We start from the raw sequence: 19,560 nt of genomic DNA on the forward strand, positions 1-19,560 counted from the left end.
TTTTTATATATGCGTGCTATTATTGACACAATCTAAAGTAGTGCAGCCAAAATATATTACTCATAGATTAGCTCTACGACAACTATCTTTAAAAGAAATAACACTCGATGAAATTTTTAACACGTTACTAATTTACGATGTTGGCGATCAATAACGTAAAACAACTGAAGGACGCCTTTTGGGCGTCCTTCAGCTTTGAAATCTTGATATCGCGGGCGATTAGAAGACTGCCAGGTACTTCAGAAGCGATATGATACCGATAATAATGACGATTATCTGGGCAATCTGTTTCACTTTCCCATCAAGCGGCAGCATGTTGATAAGGTAAAGAACGAGGAAGATAACCAGAATTGTTATCAGCAGACTAATGAGGATAGACATAGGCAGTCGGACCCTTCCCGGAACGGCTGTTATTTGTGTCACTCGGCGGCTGTTCCATCGCTGCACCGAATTCAGTCTTCAAAACCTTGGGAAGCACGGCTCGATAAAGCCAGAGACTGTCCCCGATCTCCATCGTTTCTTTGCAGAAATGATGTGCCGGTTAACGTTCCAATGAGAATAAGGTTCCACTTAATTGCAAAGCAAAACGGCGGCTTCCGCCGCCGTTTCATACATCCAATTTCAAGCAAGCCACTATTTCAGCATCGAGCCTGTCTGTTTGCGGCGGCTATGCCAGCTGAATGCTTCTTCCAGCAGGTGCGGGGTGTGACCTCCGCGCTCACAGGCACGTCCAAAATAGTCATTCAACTGATCCCGGTAATCCGGATGCGCACAATTGTTGATAATCAGGCTTGCGCGCTCACGCGGCGCAAGGCCGCGCAAATCGGCGAGGCCTTGTTCAGTGACCAGAATATCAACATCGTGCTCAGTATGATCAACATGCGTCACCATCGGCACGATTGACGATATGGCACCGTTTTTGGCTTCGGACTTGCTCACGAAGATCGAGATATAGGCGTTGCGCGCAAAATCACCGGAACCGCCAATACCGTTCATCATATGGGTGCCATCGACATGGGTCGAATTCACGTTGCCGTAAATGTCGAACTCAAGGGCGGTATTGATGCCAATAATGCCCAGACGACGAATGACCTCCGGATGATTGCTGATCTCCTGCGGACGCAGGATCAGCTTGTCACGATAGCGGTCGATATTGTTGAAAACGCGCTCGCCGCAGGTAGGACTGAGTGTGATAGACGAGCCGGATGCATAATCAAGCTTGCCCGCATCGAACAGATCGAAGGTGCTGTCCTGCAGCACTTCGCTATACATGCGAAGATTATGGAACGGGCTTTCGGCAAAACCGTTCAGAACTGCATTTGCAATAGTGCCAATACCAGCTTGCAGCGGGTTAAGCGTCAGATCGAGACGACCAGCCTCGACCTCATTCAACAGGAACTTGATAAGGTGCGACGCAATCGCAACGGTTTCGCCATCAGCAGGTTCGACCGTTGAGGCGCTGTCGTTCTCATGCGTAATAACAATGCCGGCGATTTTTTCAGGTGGAATCGGAATATAGGGCAGGCCGACACGGCTGTCGCAAGCCGTCACCGGGATTGGATCACGGGAAGGGCGCTTGGTTGGAATATAGATGTCGTGAAGCCCTTCCAGCGCCAATGGCTGGTTCAGGTTGACCTCGACAATGACCTTCTCGGCCAGAATTGCGAAGCTCGCTGAATTTCCAATCGACGTTGTCGGGATAATGCCGCCATTCTCTGTGATGGCCAGCGCTTCGACCACAGCATAATCGATAGGGCCGATCTGGTTGGAGCGCAGCTGTTCGACAGTCTCGGACAGGTGTTGATCAATGAACATGACTTCGCCGCGGTTGATCGCTGCACGCAATGTGCGATCCACCTGAAAAGGCATACGGCGCGCCAGAACATGCGCTTCAGTCAGCAGCTTATCGACATCATGGCCAAGGGAGGCACCGGTAATCAGCGTAATCTGAAATGGATCATCGGCAGCGCGTGCAGCCATTGCGAGTGGGACAGCTTTCGCATCGCCAGCGCGGGTAAATCCACTCATGCCGACAATCATGCCATCTTTGATCAGGCCTGCTGCTTCTTCTGCAGTGATGATCTTATCACGCAGAGACGTGTTCCTGATACGTGCTTCCAACATGGTATCTACCTTCCTTGCAGACCGGCTTTAGGCCGGAAACAACGCTCTCCGGTACGCGAAGCGCTTAGGCTGACGATCGGAGTCGGCGCATGGAGGTAATAGCCTAAGCAGAGAACTATTACACGCATGCTTTGGTCTTAGATTGGGATCCTAGATCGACAATCAGCAGCTACATTGAAATGGAGCATCAGGGAAATGATTACAATCAAACGGAAACAGTTCCCATCCCGATAAAAACAGCATAAATGTAGATGTGTTGGCACCGTCCTTCTCACAAAAACACTGAAGCGCATTTCTTTCAGAAGCACCGTCTGGCTGAAGATTGAGCCTTCGCAAACAGAGGTTATGCGATGAACGATATCGCTAATCAGAATGTCGGTTTCGGACGAATTGCGGCTATGATTCCTGTCAAAGACATGGCCCGAGCCTATCATTTTTACGGTGAAATTCTTGGTTTCGAAAAAGTCTTCGAAAACGGAAATCCTGTTGGCTTTATGATCCTCCGAAATGAGAAAGGTGAACTGCATCTTTCACTGCAGAAAGATCACAAAGCTGCAAACTTCAACATTGCACATATGCTGGTCGATAATGTTGATGCTCTGCACAACATCTGCAAACAGAACGGTATGCGGATCATAAAAGGCTTGCAGGACAAGGATTACGGCTTGCGGGCTTTTGTGTTTGAAGATCCGGACGGTAATCGTATCGATGTCGGGCAGAAGATCTAAAGCTTAGGCTAAAACCGGATGAGCACTGTTTCATCCGGTTTCGTTTATGAGCCAGCGTTAAACATCGGTTGGCTCTTCAAAAGAGAGCAGGCGTCGCAGTCGTCAGTCGGTTACAGCACGCACAAACGGACCCAACCCAAACCGAACACATTGTTTTAGCAAGTTAAAGTTGCGACGTTCCCAGCAGATTACAGATGCGACAGGTGCTGACGTTCAGCCCCCATTCCGAGAGGCTGGTCGGGGTTGCAAACGAGGAATGGGGGCGGGTGAATATCCACCTCTTCGGCTTTAGCTTTCTTAGTAGCAATTGTTCTGTCAGCAGTTGATACTCGGCTCACCTGCATCGGGCAGGAGAGGGATCCAAGTCGTACAATGCTACCAAAAATCTGCCTGCAAGGTGACGTCGATATCGCTGCACTCTCACCACTGCTTCGCGGCATGCTGCTTGCAGTTGCCTATGCTCAGCGCGAGGGTGGCATCGGACTAACGGCAACCGGCGCGATGAACCGCAAGTTCGTGCATTGGGCTGCTGAGAACTTCCTCTGGCCCAGGTTCACAGCCAAAGACCTCTTCAGCATGCACAAGGTGCTCAATGAAAACGACATGCCACCACTTTGTGTTGTGCACGACCTGACCCGTTATCTGAAGCTTCTTCGCCGCAGGAAAAATGTACTGCTGCCAACCAAACGTGGCCTGGAGTTTCTGGTCAATCCACACGCTTTCTTCGATCTGATCGCCACCGATTATCTCTATTCGTATATTCATGCCACCGAACGTAAAGAGGCGATCCAGGCACGATTGCGTTGGTGGCGTATGTATCTCAATCTGCTCAATATCAAGACCAGAGAAGGGTGTAAGCCGATGGACATTGTAAAGATACTCTATCCGGATATCGCTCATCTGTCCGACACTGAAATAACCGTCGATGCGTGGGACCTGAAATTCGAGCTTCAGTACGGTGTCCTGCGACGCTTATGCTGGCTCGGCCTGCTTTTTGAGGCAAGAGAAGGGCTCAGCTTGCTTGACGACGGAACCTTCCACAAAACACCGCTCTGGACAGCTTGCCTGCAATTGGAGTCAGATACGCAAAGCGATATCGGTGTCCATTGACTCCCTTTATTCCGGCGCTGGCTGTCTCAATAAAGCTTGTTCTCGCCGGGCAATGACGGCAGGGTCGTTCATGTAAGCTGTGCGCGATTTACGCTCTCGCTTCTGATAGCCATTCCCGACACTGCCGTCAGGTATACCAAACATATGGTTGGCCTGACCAGTACGACGCGGACCGCTTTTGCTGCGTTGCTGCTCCCGTCCCGCCTGCATCTCAGCGACGATCAACAGCATGTCATCCAGCCGTTTGTTCTCGACAACAGGTGAGCGATGAATGGAACGAAGCTTGTCGAATGTTGTATAGGGCAGGGTGTCCGTACCGTGCATGATCTCCAGACGTCCGTCGGGATAGTCGCAGACAATGACCTTCTGCCGCGCAAGCCGCTTTGCAACTTCGGTCGGTTCCAGGATGAACAGCACTTTATCATAGCGTAGTGTCAGTGTTTGTGACAGCGTTCGCACTTCCTTCCGGCACAGCGCACCATCAATATTCTCATGCGCTGCCAGCGGTCGATGCATGTCCTTGGGATTGCGTGGCTCCTTGCCAAAACGGGCATTGAAATCTGCAATATATTCCGGCGCATATGCATTGGCTGCTTCGATCGTATCGATGCCGCGCAGCCGCAATTCCTTAACCAGACGATCCTGCAAAGTCCTGTTTGCCCGCTCAACACGGCCTTTGGCCTGTGGAGTATTGGCACAGATAATGTCGATGTTGAGCTCATAAAGTGCCCGACCAAACTGTGTCAGGCCGCTTGTTCGATCTTGCTTCGACGGATGAAGCGAACGAAAAACGCCGTGTTTGTCGCTATAGAAAGCTAGTGGTTTGCCCCATTGCTGGAGATATGCCTTCGTCGCATGAAAATAATCAAACGTGTTCTCTGAGCCCGCAAAACGCAAATGCAGGAGCTTGCCAGTGGCATCGTCGATATAAACGAGGAGGGCGCATTTGGGACCCCGCTCCTCGAACCACCAATGATGCGAGCCGTCGATCTGTATCAGTTCACCAAAGCAATCACGCCGGCCGCGCGGTTGATGCAGTTGCCGCTTGCGTTCGCGACGTGATGTCCACAATCCCGCTGCTGTCATCCATTGCCGCAGCGTCTCCTTGCTGACTGAAAGCCGATGGCGTTCAATCAGCTTCTCACAGGCCAGTGTCGGCCCAAAGTCCCGATAATACGTCCGTACAATATCCAGAATATCATTCCGGAAATCCTCGCCATAACGGCGATTGCTCGGACGACCGCGCTTGCCCGAAACAAGGCCCGCTGCACCAAGCCGATCAAATGCCTGTAACATCCGATGAATCTGACTACGACTGAGGCCAAGCAGCGCCGCTGCCTCCACCACACGAAGCTGATTATCTCTGATTTGCTGAACAGTCTTCAGCCGGTTGAGTTCTTTCTGCGACATCGTGATCAAACAAGACATGACGGCTCCCATCCGCTGTTTGCTGCTGAAAGCCCAGTCTTCCTTTCCGCGTTCGATTTGAAAAGGGCAAGAGAGGCAAAAATTGTCGCATCTCTAAATTGCCCATGTGTCGCATCTGTATATTGCCGTTATACACATCGATTGCATAAGATAGATTATGGAACATACCTTTGTGATTTGGAGTCAGCTTACGCCGATATTATCGGCGCTGAGCGATATATAAATGTCCCGGAACTGGCGAACCTTGCTCGCTACGAACGACGATATCCTCACAGCGTATGCATTCCATGCCATGCGCAGATAAAAGCGCACGCACATAGGATTGTGCATGAGCAAAGCGCTGATAATCACCCACCATGAAATCACGTCCGGCAAAACGCTCGTCAGGCTGCGTTTCACTGGAGAAGCCGAAATAGCCTCCGGCTTGCAGATGATTTGCTACGCCTGAAAAGAACTGATCCAGCCCGCCCATATAAGGCAGCACGTCGGTCGCGACGATCAGATCCCAATTGTCTTCTTCAGTGGTCTCAAGAAAGCGAACAGCTTCTCCAACGAACAGCGCGTCGTAATCGCCTTTTTCATACGACACTTCGATCATGTTTTCAGAAATGTCGACGCCGGTTTTGTGGTCTGCCATGTCATCCAGCGCATCGGCAGAAAGGCCAGTACCGCAGCCAAGATCAAGCATACGCTCAGCCTGAAACTCTTCGTCCATTTCAAGAAGCATTTCGCGCAGCTGCAATGGCACATCGTAACCAAGCTGATCGACAAGGATCGTGTCAAACATCTCGGCGTGTTGATCAAACAGCGTTGCAACATAAGCGTCTGGCGCTTTTGGCGGCACGTTTCCGCGCCCCATGCTGGCAAGGCGCACCGCAGCGCCACAATGATCTTCCGGGTCGAGTTTTAGAACGGCCTGATATGCCTTTTCAGCAGCATCCAGATCACCGGCTTTTTCCAGCGCAAGCGCATGGTTGTAAGCCTCGGCCAAAGCCTCCTGATCAAATGAATCCGTCGTGCCGGATTTGCCGTTCTGCTTGGACATATCAATCGCCTTTTCTTGAGCCCTTAGTGAACGCGGATAGCCACTAGAAAGCAAATAACTGGGTTAGGGCCGTCTGCTCCATAAAAGGAAAGGGCGAGGCGAAACCACTCGCCTGCCCTCCTACCCTCATATGAGGATCACAGCAAGAACCAGTTCTATTCAGCTGCTGCAGTCGCCGTATTTGCAGCAGGCTTATGATCGGCAAGTTTACGCGCAATCACTGCGCAAGCCATCAGCTGGATTTGGTGGAAAAGCATCAGCGGCAACACCACGCTACCGACATTTGCGCCTGCAAATATAGCACTGGCCATCGGCGCACCGCTGGCAAGGCTCTTCTTGGAGCCACAGAACATGATCGTGATACGGTCGGCGTGATTAAAGCCCAGCGCCTTGCTGCCATACCAGGTCGCCAACATGACAATCACCAGAAGCAGAATATTCACGCCGATCATTACACCGAGATCGTTCCAGGAAACTGTATGCCACAGACCTTCGACGATCGCTTCACTGAACGCCAGATAGACAACCATCAGGATCGAGCCCCGATCGACAAATCCGAGCGATTTGTTGTGACGACGCATGAAATTGCCGATCCATGGCTGCAAAATTTGCCCAAGAACAAACGGTGCAAGCAATTGAAGCAGAATAGATTCAAGCGCATCGACAGAAATACCGCCGCCACCTTTCACTGCGAAAAGCAGGCCGACAAGCAATGGCGTCAGGAACATACCGAAAATGTTGGATGCAGAGGCCGAAACAATGGCAGCGGAAACATTACCGCCTGCCATCGAGGTAAAGGCGATTGACGATTGAACCGTAGAAGGCAGAACGCAGAGATAGAGAATGCCGAGATAGAACGGCGATTGTGCCAGTCCCGGAATTGTCCAGCCTGCGGCCAGTCCCAAAATCGGGAACAGGACAAATGTCGAGCATACGACCGCCAAATGCAGTCGCCAGTGCGTAACGCCCGCAACAACCGCTTCACGCGACAAACGAGCGCCATGCAGGAAGAACAGAAGCCCCACAGCGATCTTCGTCGCAATCCCGAACCATTCAGCGAAATCGCCTTGCACCGGAAGGAATGACGCAAGCAAGATGGTTGCAATCAACATGCAAGTGAACTTATCGGGCAGAAAACGCATTATCTCGGTAGTCCTTCATTACTTCGGGCCGTAAACCGGCCAGCCATCCCTCCAGTTGTAATAGTCCAATCAGACTTTGGTACAATACTTAAGGATAGGTGACGCATATAGCCGGTTCACTTTTCCGGGAGAACAGGACTGAAATACAACAGCCCTACCCTACTGCTTTATTCATATCCGTTTGGATTTTTAGACTGCCAGTTCCACATGTCCTGACACATTTCACGAAGGTCTTTTTCAGCGGTCCAGCCCAGAAAATCACGCGCGAAAGCAGGATCGGCATAGCATTCGGCAATATCACCTGGGCGGCGCGGCGCGATCTCGTATTTGATCTCACGGTTTGACACATGCTCGAAAGCCTTGACCACATCAAGAACGCTGTAGCCCTGCCCTGTACCCAGGTTGACTGAAAAGCACTTCGGTTCATCAAGCTTTTTAAGCGCTTTCAAATGCCCTGCAGCAAGATCGACAACATGGATATAATCGCGGACACCTGTGCCATCCGGCGTATCATAATCATTGCCCCAGATGTTGAGCTTCTCGCGACGGCCCGTCGCAACCTGCGCGATGATTGGCATCAGATTGTTTGGGATACCCTTTGGATCTTCCCCAATCAGACCGCTTTCATGTGCGCCAACTGGATTGAAATAGCGCAGGATCGCAATTTTCCAGCTGTTATCGCTGTTATAGAGATCGCGCAGCATATCTTCGATGACGAGCTTCGTGCGGCCATAGGGATTTGTTGCGGACAGTGGCTGGTCTTCGGTGATGGGGAGTTTTTCCGGATCGCCATAAACCGTGGCCGAAGAGCTGAAAACCAGCGTTTTGACGCCTGTAGTTTCCATCGCCTGCAACAAGCGTAGCGTACCTAGCACATTGCAATCATAGTAATGCAGCGGCTTTTCGCTCGACTCACCTACGGCTTTCAGCCCGGCAAAATGAATAACAGCCGTGCATTTGTGACGTGTAATGATCTGTTCCAGCAGGGTACGGTCGCGAATATCACCAGGTTCGCGAATTGGCGCACGCCCCGTGATCTTTTCCACACGATGGAGAGCTTCCGGATTACTATTATCAAAATTATCGACCACAACCACGTCGTGGCCAGCCTCAATCAGCTGTACGCATGTATGAGAACCGATATATCCGGCACCACCAGTTACAAGAATCGTCATTCTTTAAATACCTGCTTGTTGAACATACTGCCCCAATGTGCGATCCCCCAAAGGCGTTTATTGGCTGACTATGCAAAAACCATAGCGGACTGCAACCCAAACCCTTCGATTCTCGCAGATTGCCTCAACAATGCGACATCAATTTAATGGAGCGAAGATGGAACCCTCCCGCAATATCGACCGTCTTCTCGAAATCATGGTCGCTCTGCGCGATCCGGAAACCGGCTGCCCATGGGATGTCGAGCAGACCTCAAAATCCATCGCACCTTATACGCTTGAAGAAGTCTATGAGGTTCTGGATGCCATTGAACGTGACGATGTGGATGATCTGCGCGAAGAGCTTGGCGATCTGTTGCTACAAGTCGTATTTCACGCACGCATGTCGGAAGAACAGGGAAAGTTCGGTTTCGGTGATGTCGTGGAAGCCATCACGCACAAAATGATCCGCCGTCATCCGCATGTCTTTGGCGATACTGAGGCCAGAAGCGCTGGCATGGCGAAGGGCTCCTGGAATCGGATCAAGGCGGAAGAGAAGGCTGAGCGTGCAGAGCGCCGTGCTAAACTTGGTTTGGAAACTGTTGAGAAAACACGTTATCTCGATGATATTCCAAATGCCTTCCCTGCCCTTCTACGCGCGCTGAAACTCCAGCAGAAAGCCGCCAAGGTGGGGTTCGACTGGTCGGAAGCAGCGCCGATTCTCGACAAGATCGCTGAAGAAACTGCCGAGCTCAAAGAAGCAATGGCCGCTGAAGACAAAGCTAATATCGCCGAAGAATACGGTGATCTGCTTTTCGCGATGGTCAATCTCGGTCGACATCTGGAAATAGATGCCGAAACAGCCCTGATCGCGGCGAATGACAAATTCAAGCGCCGCTTTGATTTCATTGAGAAATCCTTGAAGGATACAGGCAGCAGTCTTGAGGCAGCAGAACTCGACGAGATGGAACATATCTGGATCGAAGCAAAGAAAAAGGGGCTGTAATCAGCCCCTCAAATCTACAGCATAATTTCTAAAACTTGAATCAGCTTAAAATGAAATTATGCTGTAAAATCAAAATACTATAGCTATAATTTCGCGCCCAGCAGGGTGAACGGCGCTCTAACCTTCCCACTTCGGTCGGAACATTTGATAGACGTACTCGGTCGTCGCATAATCCATATAGCCAAGCCGTGTGACGGGCTTGGCTTTTCTTATGTCAAACAGTCCATCAGTCAGCACGCTTTCATCAATGTGAACGCCGACAACTTCACCGATGACCATATAATTGTCAGTCGGCCTGCCCTCTTTGTCCTGTAGACGTTTGGTCTCGACTGCGACGCATTCGAGTGCTGCATAGGCTTCTTTCACATATGGCGCTGCAATGACCTTGCTGTGGGCAATACCAAGGCCTGCATATTCAAACTCGCTCACACTGCGTGGCGCATTGACCGAAGAAGCATTCATCTTCTCTTTCAGATGGTCACTCACCAGACTGGCGGTAAACTCGCCCGTTTCCTCGATGAATGTCACGCTGTCTTTCACACCTGAAGACGAAAACATCACCATAGGTGGCGTATCACAGATGGCATTGAAAAACGAGTACGGAGCCAGATTGACGCTTCCTGATGCCGAACGCGTACCGATCCAGCCAATCGGACGCGGAGCGACAATTGCCTTGAACGGATTGTGGGGCAGTCCGTGACCATCTTCTGGCTTATAAAACATCTTGTTTTCCGTAGTTTATCAGAGAAAACTAACCTAGTTTATTCAGTCCAAGGTCCACTATAATCGGAAACGATCTTTTCCATATCGGCGCGCGGACGCTCAGGCATCTTGTTTTCTGCTGTCCCGATATGCACGAAACCGGCAACCCGTTCATTCGGAGCAATCCCCAGATGAGCGCGTGCAGGCGCATCGTCGGAATACCAATTGGTGATCCAGTTGGTGGCATAACCAAGCGCATTTGCTGCGGTGCAAAGGTTCATTGCAGCAGCGCCTGCCGACAGAAACTGCTCCCATTCCGGAATGCGCTCGTGAGCGACCGGCGAAGAAACCACACCGATTACCAGTGGTGCGCGCGCAAAACGCGCCCTCTCCTGATCCTTGCGACTGTCCGGCAAGGGACCTTCCCGCTCTTCTGCGCGCTTGGCAAGATATTCACCAACCTTGTGACGAACATCACCACGATAAAGAATGAAACGCCAAGGTGTCAGACGACCATGATCCGGCACGCGCGCTGCCACTTTCAGCAATTCGTCCAGTTCAGCGCCTTCGGGTGCTGGTTCTGAAATAGCCGAAATAGGTGTGGAGCTGCGCTGAGCCAGAAAATCAAACACCGGATGTGTCACGGGGGGAAACCTCATCGCTAAAATCTGCATATGTCACTCCACTTAAAGCATAATGCGACCAGAGTGAAATGGAGATCGCCAAGATTATGCTGGAAATGGAATGTGACTGCTTCTCACCTGTCATTGTTGGCCTGTAAAGCCAAGAATCTGTGACAACGCATGAAGCGCCCATATAAATTGCCATGTCTATGGTCGATTTGGCCTTGAATTCGCCACCCGCTTGGGGTCAAAACATGTCCATGTCAGATACTATGGGTCTGTTTCGAGCAAACAGTGCAAAATCATCGCGCAGCAAGTCACTTGCCGCGACCCTTTCTTTTGTCCTGATTGCTTCGTCTGCTTTAGCGCAAGGCCCCGGTGGCCCGGGCGGACCGGGTGGTCCCGGCGGCGGAATGGGCGGGGGATTTGGCGGCGGTCCGCAGGGAGGTCCCGGCGGCGGCTTCAAATTACCGAATTTCCAGCTTGAGCCACCAGCTGCCCCACCTGCCATGCAGGCCCCTTCCGGCGGAAATGGATCAGTTCAGACCAACAGCACTAGCGGCTTGCCAAATTTTCCAGAGCCAAAGCTTAATTTGCCAACGCTCAGCCCCTACGCAAGCCCAATAAGCCCTGAAAACAATCCTCTTGTGAAAACAAGCGAACTGGATCTCAAGGCACGTCTCAAACAAGACGGTCCGGATATTTCGACCGGGCTTGTCTGGCGCGTCTTCGCACCTGAGGTTGGGGCAGATGGACAACTCGCGCTCATCGCTTCTTCAAAGGGCGGCAGCACAGTTTTCAATCTTCCTGAAGGCAGTTATCTCGTACACGCCGCCTATGGCCGTGCGGGAGCAACCAAGCGCATCACACTGACCAATGCCAGCCGCCATGAAGTAATGACCCTCGATGCAGGCGGCATGAAGCTCAGTGCAGTTCTGCCAGATGAAGGCAAAATCAAAAGCGACCTGGTGCGATTCTCGATTTATGCCGACGAAGACAACAATGACCGCTCGCTCATCGTGCCGGATGTAAAACCAGATACGATCATCCGTCTGAACAGCGGCACCTATCATGTCGTTTCCAACTACGGTTCTGCAAATGCCATCATTCGCGCAGATATTCGCGTCGAAGCAGGCAAGCTGACGGAAGCCACCGTTCAGCATCGTGCGGCCGAAGTTGTGCTGAAGCTTGTTCGCGAAAAAGGTGGCGAAGCGCTCGCCGATACCTCCTGGTCAATCTTGAACGCTTCCGGTGACGTCGTTCGCGAAAGCGCTGGCGCCTATTCTTCACTCGTTCTCATCGAGGGGGACTATGTCGCCGTTGCCAAGAACAAGGACCGGATTTATCAGCGTGATTTCAAGGTTTCATCGGGCAAGAATGAAGATGTCGAGGTTGTCACAAGCAAGGAATTTGAAGCGTCCGACGACACTGTAGATTGATTTCTCACCCATCTATAGCGCATTGCTTCCCTACGCCTGTCAAATTCAGCCCGTAAGAATTATCGTTCTGTGTATGGATGCATAAAAAACCGCGCCTAAGCGCAGTTTTATTTGATTACTTCTTCAGACGAAGAAGATCTGGTGGCGTCGCCTCTTCTGTCAGACGAGCAATCGCTTCGTCCAGCGTCATGGCTTCCTGATCGCGCGATCCGAGACGGCGCATATTGACCGTCTTTTCCTCTGCTTCACGCATACCGCAGACGAGAATGACCGGAACCTTCTGCAACGAATGTTCGCGAACCTTGTAGTTGATCTTCTCGTTACGAACGTCAGTCACGACCTGGAGGCCAGCAGCCTTGAGCTTTGCTGCAACTTCAGCAGCATAGCCGTCAGCTTCAGACGTAATGGTCGCAACGACAACCTGAATCGGTGCAAACCACAGTGGCATGTGACCGGCGAAGTTTTCGATCAGAATACCAAGGAAGCGTTCCATCGAACCGCAGATCGCGCGATGGATCATCACCGGCTGCGTCTTCTCCGAATTGCTGTCGATATAGAATGCGCCAAAACGTTCCGGCAGGTTAAAGTCAACCTGTGTCGTTCCGCACTGCCATTCACGGCCGATCGCATCCTTCAGCGTGTATTCGAACTTAGGACCGTAAAACGCACCTTCGCCCGGCAGAATTCCAGTCTTGATGTCTTCTGACTGTTCCGCGATTTGTTCCAGAACCGTCATCATCACGCTTTCAGCGCGATCCCACAATTCATCCGAACCCACACGCTTTTCAGGGCGTGTCGAAAGCTTGATCGTGATCCCTTTAAAGCCGAAGTCCTTATAGACTGACAGGATAAGATCATTGATGCGAAGGCATTCGGCAGCCATCTGCTCTTCGGTGCAGAACACATGCGCGTCGTCCTGCGTGAAGCCACGCACACGCATCAGGCCATGCAATGCGCCCGATGGTTCGTAACGATGCACATTACCAAATTCTGCAAGCTTTATAGGCAGATCGCGGTAAGACTTAAGACCATGCTTAAATATCTGAACGTGACCTGGGCAGTTCATCGGCTTCAACGCGAATACGCGATCATCGTCGGTATCGTCACCGGCAACAGTCACCTTGAACATGTTGTCGCGATACCAACCCCAGTGACCAGATGTCTCCCAAAGGGACTTGTCCAGAACCTGTGGTGCATTGACTTCCTGATAGCCGTGGCTGTCGAGACGACGACGCATATAGGCGACCAACGTCTGGAACATGCGCCAGCCTTTGGCGTGCCAGAACACAACGCCCGGACCTTCTTCCTGAAAATGGAACAGGTCCATTTCACGACCCAAACGGCGGTGATCGCGCTTCTCGGCTTCTTCAAGCATATGAAGATAAGCGTTGAGATCGGCATCATTGGCAAATGCCGTGCCGTAGATTCGGGTCAGCATCGGGTTGTTGGCATCGCCGCGCCAGTAAGCGCCAGCAACCTTCATCAGCTTGAATGAATTGCCGATCTGGCCAGTGGATGCCATATGCGGGCCACGACAAAGATCGAACCATTCTCCCTGATTGTAGATTTTCAGGTCCTGACCTTCAGGGATCGCATCAACGAGTTCGACCTTGTAGCTCTCGCCTTTATCGGCAAAAACCTGCTTGGCCTTCTCGCGCGACCATACCTGCTTGGTGAACGGCTTGTTGCGCTGAATGATTTCGCGCATCTTCTTTTCGATCACCGGCAGATCATCGGGCGTGAAAGGCTCATTACGCGCAAAGTCGTAATAGAAACCGTTCTCGATGACTGGACCGATTGTTACCTGCGTTCCCGGAAAGAGTTCCTGCACAGCTTCAGCCAGAACGTGAGCCGTGTCGTGACGGATCAGTTCCAGCGCGCGCGGGTCTTCGCGGGTGAGAATTTCGATTGCACCGGAAGCGCCAAGCGGATCGGAGAGATCGCGCACGGTACCGTCTACGGCATAAGCCACGGCCTTCTTTGCAAGTGATTTGGAGATTGATTCAGCTAATTCGGCACCGGTTGTTGCGGCATCATATTCGCGCACCGAGCCATCAGGAAACTGCATAGATACATTCGACATCATTTTCTTCCTTATCCAGTCCCGCCAACGATTGCGGGTGGTTTTGCATGAAACGATCCTGCTCAAGCTGTCAGAACCGCCTATATGTTGCTTACACAACAGGAATTATAGCATTCCAGCAAAAGCGCGAAGCGGTTCTGCGTCGGATACTGCGTAAAAACAAACAGTTACAGCGGCTCCAAAGATTCAGTCTTAACTGGATCCGCTATAACGTTTGGGTATTAATCTTTTTTGATTAATAGGTAAAGCAAAAGCGCCGTGGCAAACTGCATCACGGCGCCTTCAGCATTCTGGAAACTGGATGAACTCAGTTGCGGATGGCGAGGCAGGGAACGCCCTGCTGCTTGAGCTTCGCACAAGTCTTTTCAGCTGCATCCGAATCCTTGAATCCGGAGAAGCGAACACGGTACATCTTGCGACCGCGAGGAGCGGTGGAAATCTCAGCCTTTGTACCTGGCACCAGGTTGCTTACAACCGGCAAATACTTGGCTTGCAGTTCGTCTGCGCCCTTGCGGGATGGCGTTACACCAACCTGAACACGCCATGCAGACATGGCAGACTTCACCAGAAAGCCGCCGTCGCCCTGCTCGATCTTGTTGTCGTCGATCATATCGGCAACAGCATCAACCTTTGGCTTTTGTGGCTTAAGCGGCGAGATAACGGGCAAAGGTGTCTGAACCGAAGCCGTAACGATTTCGTCTGTGGACTTTCCAGCGCCTTCCGTGCCGAAGCGCGTCAGGAGTTTCGCCATGCGGTCATCACGCTCGCGCGATGAGCCAGCGCCAAGCACAACGCCCACGAGATGCTTGTCATTGATGATTGCCGACGAAACGAGGTTATAGCCGGAAACATCTGTATAGCCGGTCTTGATGCCGTCTACGCCCTGATAGCGATACATCAGATTGTTGTGGCCGTTGAACGGACGGCCTTTATAGGTAAAGGAGCGCTGCGAAAACAGCGCATACTCTTTTGGAAAATCGCGACGCAGCGACATGCCAAGCACGGCCATATCGCGCGCGGTTGTCAGCTGGGTCATCTTCGCCGTCAAACCCGATGGATTAGCGAAATAAGTGCTTTTCATGCCGAGGTTTCGGGCTCTTTGCGTCATCAGGCGGCCAAAGCCCGCTTCCGATCCACCGAGATATTCGCCAACAACCGTTGCGGCATCATTTGCCGAAACGATAACCATACCCATGACGGCATCACGAACTGAAATTGTTTCGCCTGCTTTCAGATACAGCTTCATTCTGACTTTGGCAGATGCGTTCTTGGAGATCGGCATTTGATCATCCCAATTCAGCCTGCCAGTCTTGAGAGCCTCAAAGGTCAGATAGAGCGTCATCATCTTAGCCAATGAAGCAGGCGCGTGCTGCTCGGTTGCATCGTCTTGTCCCAAAACGACGCCAGTATCGGCATCAAAAACCACCCATGAAACATTCGCCATGGCGTTGGTAGCGCAGAAGATGCTGGCACCAAGCGCAACACCGGCAATCAGCTGGGAGGTGCGGGACAACGATTTATGCATATTGGCTCACATGAAAAGAAAACTAGATGCAAATGAAGCCGAATTGCGGCGCGAAAAAGACGCCGGGCCGACCTGATTTCCTTTTCCCGATAAAACAGAATTATCATTAACGAATTCTAATCAACGGGCAATAAACTAACAGATTTGTTGCAATCTTTAAAAAACAAACACTTAGCTTGTGGGTGACGAGACCCGCCAGTAGCGCCAAGGCAAATACCAGCGATAATAGGCCGACAATTCTTGCGGAACAGGATCGAATCCGTGAGTTCCCATGGGGCCGCAACGCATGATCCGGAACAGTCCCATCCAGCTGCCGTTCCACAATCCGTAACGGGCCACAGATTCGTAGGTATATTCAGAACAGGTCGGCATATGTCGGCAGGAATTGCCGATAAAGGAGGACAGCGTGAGCTGATAAAGCCTTATCAGACTGGTGCCGAGCACCCTGCCCGGCGTTTTGCGCCATGGATCGGTAAAATTGCGGGTCTGGCGCTTTCCGGTTGCCGTCGCACCGCCCGAATGATCTTTCCCGCAACTGCACATATGCTATCCTAAGCCGCCTGCACCTTTTCTTCGATCTGGCGAATGCAATCGATAACCGCGTCGAATGTCAGAAGCGTCGATGCATGACGGGCTTTATATTCACGAACCGGTTCAAAATATTTGAGATCCTCAAAACGGCCTTCCGGCGCAGGGCCGTTTTCCTTGAGCATCTTATACATCGAATCGCGCACGGCGCGCAGTTCTTCCGACGTGCAGCCAACCACATTGCGCGCCATGACCGACGATGACGCCTGCCCCAATGCGCAGGCCTTCACCTCATGTGCGAAGTCTGTAACCACGCCGTCTGACATGCGCAGATAGACGGTAACTTTGGACCCACATAATTTGGAGTGAACAGTTGCGACCGCATCGGGGTCAGCAATTCGTCCGAGTCTTTCAATATTCCCTGCAAATTCAAGGATACGTTTGTTATAAACATCGTCGATCATTGAGGGAAACCTTCCGCCTTTCCGGAGAAAAATGTAAAATTGTCGTCCGGTTACGGTTTGAAGTTGCAATTTCCTGTCTATATAATAGGCAAGTAGCGGCTGCGCCATGGGTAGATTATCACATGGTGATGAGTAGCCGCGGAAATGCCCGTCCGGCAGCTTGGTGTTGCCGGATCAATACATCGCACGCTCGCAAATCAGACTATGGGGCGCATCGTTGTATTGTCCGTTTAACTCGTCTCCTCCTTGAAGGAGACTACTGGAGAATACTGATGGACGCTCGCATCCTCAAGATTGATGACGAATCCAATCCGTCTGCAGACCTGCCACGGCCAACTCAGGCCGACGCAGAAGCTGCTGTGCGCACTCTTCTTCTTTGGGCAGGAGACAATCCTGACCGCGAAGGCCTGCTGGATACACCAAAGCGCGTTGCCAAATCCTACAGCGAACTTTTCGGCGGCTATGCCGAAAGCCCGGAGGATGTGCTTGGCACCACTTTTGAAGAAGTATCCGGCTATAATGACATGGTGCTAGTGAAGGACATTTCCTTCTTCTCGCATTGTGAACATCATATGGTTCCAATCATCGGCAAGGCGCATGTCGCTTATCTGCCAGATGGCAAGGTGCTTGGCCTGTCGAAGATTGCACGCGTTGTTGATATTTTTGCGCGTCGCCTGCAAACGCAGGAAAGCATCACTGCCCAGATCGCTGAAAGCATTCAGCGCATTCTGAAACCGCGCGGCGTTGCAGTAATGATTGATGCAGAACATATGTGCATGGCGATGCGTGGCATTCGCAAGCAGGGTTCAAGCACAATCACGACGACCTTTACCGGCACGTTTCAGGAAGAAGTGAACGAACAGGTTCGCTTCATGAGCCTTATCCGCCAGTAAAAAGACAACCAGGCGCAACAATGAGTATTTTTCCCGTTCAGCCTTCTGACAAGAAGGCGATTGAAGAAGGCGCGGTTTTCATGCCGCGCTTTGACGCATCAGGTTTGATCACGGCAGTCGTCACCGACGAACGTGATGGCGAGTTGCTGATGGTCGCTCATATGAACGAGGAAGCACTGCGCCTGACGCTCGAAACCGGGATCGCGCATTACTGGTCGCGCTCCCGCAATACGCTTTGGAAAAAGGGCGAAACCTCTGGCAATCTGCAAAGCGTGATCGAGCTACGTACAGACTGCGACCAGGATGCGCTTTGGCTGAAAGTCCGTGTTGCTGGTGATGGTCCAACTTGCCACACCGGTCGGCGCTCGTGTTTTTACCGACAGGTTCAGTCAGAAGATGGTCAGGTTAGCCTGTCTCTGAATGGTTCCTGCGACCACGATCACTAAATTCTCTCACGATCTGTGACCCCTCTCAAATCGATGTGAAGGCGTGATTTTCTCTCGCGCCTTCAATTTGCAGCATTTATTGTTTCGATACAGTGTTTTGATACACTCACCGAAATGAAAGGTGCTTGGTCGATATGCTCGCATGGGGTCAAAGGCGCAAGGCAGCCAATACGCAACCCTTGAAGCCTGAAGAAGAAGTCATCGAACTGCCGCAGGTACGGCATGAACCACGCCGCATTGCACTTGCGCTTGGCGGCGGTGCGGCGCGTGGCTGGGCACATATCGGTGTGCTGCGAGCGCTTGATGAAGCGGGCATCGAAATCGAAATGATTGCCGGCACCTCAATCGGCGCACTGGTTGGCGGCTGCTATCTTGCGGGCAAGCTCGATCAGCTTGAAGAATTTGCGCGCAGCCTCACACGCCGCCGCATGTTCAACCTTCTCGACATCACATTTCGCGGCAGCGGCCTGTTTGGCGGCATGAAGCTTGATAGCCGTATGCGCGAGCACCTCGACGGCTTGCGTCTTGAAGATCTGGATCGCCCATTCGTCGCCGTTTGTACCGAACTGCGCACAGGCCACGAAATCTGGCTTTCGACAGGTCCACTGGTTGAAGCCATGCGGGCATCCTACGCCCTGCCCGGCGTGTTTGAACCCGTTCGCTGGCAGGAGCGCGTGCTGGTCGATGGTGCGCTGGTCAATCCGGTTCCGGTCTCGGTCTGCCGCGCCTATGAGCAACGCCTCGTTCTGGCGGTAAACCTGCATTACGACCAGTTTGGACGTGCTGCGGTCATCAAACACGCTCAGTCGCGTCAGGACACATTGAGCGAAACGATTCACGGCGAGAAGGAAAGCCGCCTCGGTATTACCGGCGTGATGATGGAAGCCTTCAACATCATTCAGGACCGTATTTCCCGCGCGCGTATGGCTGGCGACCCGCCCGATGTTTCGCTGATGCCCACTGTCGGGCAAATCGGCCTGGCCGACTTTCACCGGGCATCAGAAGCAATCGATATTGGCTATGCGGAAACCGTAAAGCGGCTGGAAGACATTAAAAGACTGCAGGGAATAAGCGGTTGATGAGTGCAGCAGATTCGTCGTCATCTATGGCAAATCCGCATAGA

18 protein-coding genes and 1 pseudogene are annotated in these 19,560 nt (G+C 51.9%); 7 read left to right on the forward strand and 12 right to left on the reverse strand.

The genetic code is table 11. The features are described from left to right. Positions 1-219: 219 nt before the first annotated feature. Together KMS41_05260 and KMS41_05265 are read right to left on the reverse strand one after the other, a co-directional pair. Complete coding sequence (locus KMS41_05260) at positions 220-381, reverse strand: hypothetical protein (protein QWK78642.1); 162 nt, start codon at positions 379-381, stop codon at positions 220-222. A 252-nt stretch (positions 382-633) separates the two neighbouring features. Continuing rightward, a complete protein-coding gene (locus KMS41_05265) occupies positions 634-2,124 on the reverse strand; it encodes an acetyl-CoA hydrolase/transferase family protein (protein QWK78643.1) in 1,491 nt (496 codons plus the stop codon). 350 nt (positions 2,125-2,474) lie between these two features. On the opposite strand from KMS41_05265, the gene KMS41_05270 reads away from it, so the two are divergent. Together KMS41_05270 and KMS41_05275 are read left to right on the forward strand one after the other, a co-directional pair. After that, positions 2,475-2,852 carry a VOC family protein gene (locus KMS41_05270; GenBank protein ID QWK78644.1) on the forward strand — a complete coding sequence of 126 codons (378 nt, stop codon included), beginning with the start codon at positions 2,475-2,477 and terminating at the stop codon, positions 2,850-2,852. 372 nt (positions 2,853-3,224) lie between these two features. After that, the gene (locus tag KMS41_05275; protein QWK78645.1) at positions 3,225-3,962 is read left to right on the forward strand and encodes a hypothetical protein; all 738 of its coding nucleotides are present in this window, start codon (positions 3,225-3,227) and stop codon (positions 3,960-3,962) included. A 6-nt stretch (positions 3,963-3,968) separates the two neighbouring features. On the opposite strand, the gene KMS41_05280 is transcribed toward KMS41_05275, so the two are convergent. The 4 genes from KMS41_05280 to galE form a co-directional block, all read right to left on the reverse strand. Continuing rightward, complete coding sequence (locus KMS41_05280; GenBank protein QWK78646.1) at positions 3,969-5,390, reverse strand: ISNCY family transposase; 1,422 nt, start codon at positions 5,388-5,390, stop codon at positions 3,969-3,971. A gap of 199 nt (positions 5,391-5,589) precedes the next feature. After that, positions 5,590-6,435 carry a class I SAM-dependent methyltransferase gene (locus tag KMS41_05285; protein ID QWK78647.1) on the reverse strand — a complete coding sequence of 282 codons (846 nt, stop codon included), beginning with the start codon at positions 6,433-6,435 and terminating at the stop codon, positions 5,590-5,592. A gap of 155 nt (positions 6,436-6,590) precedes the next feature. Continuing rightward, a complete protein-coding gene (locus tag KMS41_05290) occupies positions 6,591-7,577 on the reverse strand; it encodes a bile acid:sodium symporter (protein ID QWK78648.1) in 987 nt (328 codons plus the stop codon). A gap of 167 nt (positions 7,578-7,744) precedes the next feature. Continuing rightward, positions 7,745-8,752, reverse strand: coding sequence for a UDP-glucose 4-epimerase GalE (gene galE, locus KMS41_05295; protein QWK78649.1), 1,008 nt, complete (start codon positions 8,750-8,752; stop codon positions 7,745-7,747). Between the two features lie 157 nt (positions 8,753-8,909). Here galE and mazG point away from each other — a divergent pair, with 157 nt between their 5' ends. Further along, positions 8,910-9,734 (forward strand): nucleoside triphosphate pyrophosphohydrolase, encoded by an 825-nt coding sequence (gene mazG / locus KMS41_05300; GenBank protein QWK78650.1) that lies wholly within the window; start codon positions 8,910-8,912, stop codon positions 9,732-9,734. A gap of 117 nt (positions 9,735-9,851) precedes the next feature. Here the strand turns inward: mazG and KMS41_05305 are convergent, their stop codons facing one another. Then, positions 9,852-10,457 (reverse strand): flavin reductase family protein, encoded by a 606-nt coding sequence (locus tag KMS41_05305; GenBank protein QWK78651.1) that lies wholly within the window; start codon positions 10,455-10,457, stop codon positions 9,852-9,854. Between the two features lie 38 nt (positions 10,458-10,495). Then, positions 10,496-11,080, reverse strand: a complete 585-nt coding sequence (locus KMS41_05310; protein ID QWK78780.1) for a nitroreductase — start codon at positions 11,078-11,080, stop codon at positions 10,496-10,498. Positions 11,081-11,610: 530 nt separating this feature from the next. Here KMS41_05310 and KMS41_05315 point away from each other — a divergent pair. After that, positions 11,611-12,498, forward strand: a pseudogene (locus KMS41_05315) (hypothetical protein). A 115-nt stretch (positions 12,499-12,613) separates the two neighbouring features. On the opposite strand, the gene thrS reads toward KMS41_05315, so the two are convergent. From thrS to KMS41_05335, 4 genes are all read right to left on the reverse strand, one after another. After that, on the reverse strand, positions 12,614-14,584 hold the full coding sequence (gene thrS, locus KMS41_05320; GenBank protein QWK78652.1) for a threonine--tRNA ligase: 1,971 nt from the start codon (positions 14,582-14,584) through the stop codon (positions 12,614-12,616). A 304-nt stretch (positions 14,585-14,888) separates the two neighbouring features. After that, complete coding sequence (locus KMS41_05325) at positions 14,889-16,106, reverse strand: D-alanyl-D-alanine carboxypeptidase (GenBank protein ID QWK78653.1); 1,218 nt, start codon at positions 16,104-16,106, stop codon at positions 14,889-14,891. A gap of 171 nt (positions 16,107-16,277) precedes the next feature. After that, entirely contained in the window at positions 16,278-16,649 is a 372-nt protein-coding gene (yidD, locus tag KMS41_05330; GenBank protein ID QWK78654.1) for a membrane protein insertion efficiency factor YidD, read from the reverse strand. A gap of 8 nt (positions 16,650-16,657) precedes the next feature. After that, complete coding sequence (locus tag KMS41_05335) at positions 16,658-17,098, reverse strand: iron-sulfur cluster assembly scaffold protein (protein QWK78655.1); 441 nt, start codon at positions 17,096-17,098, stop codon at positions 16,658-16,660. A gap of 272 nt (positions 17,099-17,370) precedes the next feature. Between KMS41_05335 and folE the strand changes: the two genes are divergently transcribed. The 3 genes from folE (at position 17,371) to KMS41_05350 (ending at position 19,516) form a co-directional block, all read left to right on the forward strand. After that, the gene (gene folE, locus KMS41_05340; GenBank protein QWK78656.1) at positions 17,371-17,991 is read left to right on the forward strand and encodes a GTP cyclohydrolase I FolE; all 621 of its coding nucleotides are present in this window, start codon (positions 17,371-17,373) and stop codon (positions 17,989-17,991) included. A gap of 20 nt (positions 17,992-18,011) precedes the next feature. Beyond that, a complete protein-coding gene (hisI, locus tag KMS41_05345; GenBank protein ID QWK78657.1) occupies positions 18,012-18,437 on the forward strand; it encodes a phosphoribosyl-AMP cyclohydrolase in 426 nt (141 codons plus the stop codon). Between the two features lie 134 nt (positions 18,438-18,571). Beyond that, a complete protein-coding gene (locus tag KMS41_05350; protein ID QWK78781.1) occupies positions 18,572-19,516 on the forward strand; it encodes a patatin family protein in 945 nt (314 codons plus the stop codon). Positions 19,517-19,560: the final 44 nt, after the last annotated feature.

Source organism: Ochrobactrum sp. BTU1 (genome assembly GCA_018798825.1).
In the GTDB taxonomy this organism is placed as follows: domain Bacteria; phylum Pseudomonadota; class Alphaproteobacteria; order Rhizobiales; family Rhizobiaceae; genus Brucella.

Bases quoted from the DNA above. Each gene is read 5' to 3' on its own strand.
- KMS41_05265 (QWK78643.1), bottom strand. From the start codon at position 2,124: ATGTTGGAAGCACGTATCAGGAACACGTCTCTGCGTGATAAGATCATC.
- thrS (QWK78652.1), bottom strand. From the start codon at position 14,584: ATGATGTCGAATGTATCTATGCAGTTTCCTGATGGCTCGGTGCGCGAA.
- galE (QWK78649.1), bottom strand. From the start codon at position 8,752: ATGACGATTCTTGTAACTGGTGGTGCCGGATATATCGGTTCTCATACA.
- KMS41_05325 (QWK78653.1), bottom strand. From the start codon at position 16,106: ATGCATAAATCGTTGTCCCGCACCTCCCAGCTGATTGCCGGTGTTGCG.
- KMS41_05290 (QWK78648.1), bottom strand. From the start codon at position 7,577: ATGCGTTTTCTGCCCGATAAGTTCACTTGCATGTTGATTGCAACCATC.
- folE (QWK78656.1), top strand. From the start codon at position 17,371: ATGGACGCTCGCATCCTCAAGATTGATGACGAATCCAATCCGTCTGCA.
- hisI (QWK78657.1), top strand. From the start codon at position 18,012: ATGAGTATTTTTCCCGTTCAGCCTTCTGACAAGAAGGCGATTGAAGAA.
- KMS41_05285 (QWK78647.1), bottom strand. From the start codon at position 6,435: ATGTCCAAGCAGAACGGCAAATCCGGCACGACGGATTCATTTGATCAG.
- mazG (QWK78650.1), top strand. From the start codon at position 8,910: ATGGAACCCTCCCGCAATATCGACCGTCTTCTCGAAATCATGGTCGCT.
- KMS41_05305 (QWK78651.1), bottom strand. From the start codon at position 10,457: ATGTTTTATAAGCCAGAAGATGGTCACGGACTGCCCCACAATCCGTTC.
- KMS41_05275 (QWK78645.1), top strand. From the start codon at position 3,225: ATGCTACCAAAAATCTGCCTGCAAGGTGACGTCGATATCGCTGCACTC.
- KMS41_05350 (QWK78781.1), top strand. From the start codon at position 18,572: ATGCTCGCATGGGGTCAAAGGCGCAAGGCAGCCAATACGCAACCCTTG.
- KMS41_05280 (QWK78646.1), bottom strand. From the start codon at position 5,390: ATGTCTTGTTTGATCACGATGTCGCAGAAAGAACTCAACCGGCTGAAG.
- KMS41_05270 (QWK78644.1), top strand. From the start codon at position 2,475: ATGAACGATATCGCTAATCAGAATGTCGGTTTCGGACGAATTGCGGCT.
- yidD (QWK78654.1), bottom strand. From the start codon at position 16,649: ATGTGCAGTTGCGGGAAAGATCATTCGGGCGGTGCGACGGCAACCGGA.
- KMS41_05260 (QWK78642.1), bottom strand. From the start codon at position 381: ATGTCTATCCTCATTAGTCTGCTGATAACAATTCTGGTTATCTTCCTC.
- KMS41_05335 (QWK78655.1), bottom strand. From the start codon at position 17,098: ATGATCGACGATGTTTATAACAAACGTATCCTTGAATTTGCAGGGAAT.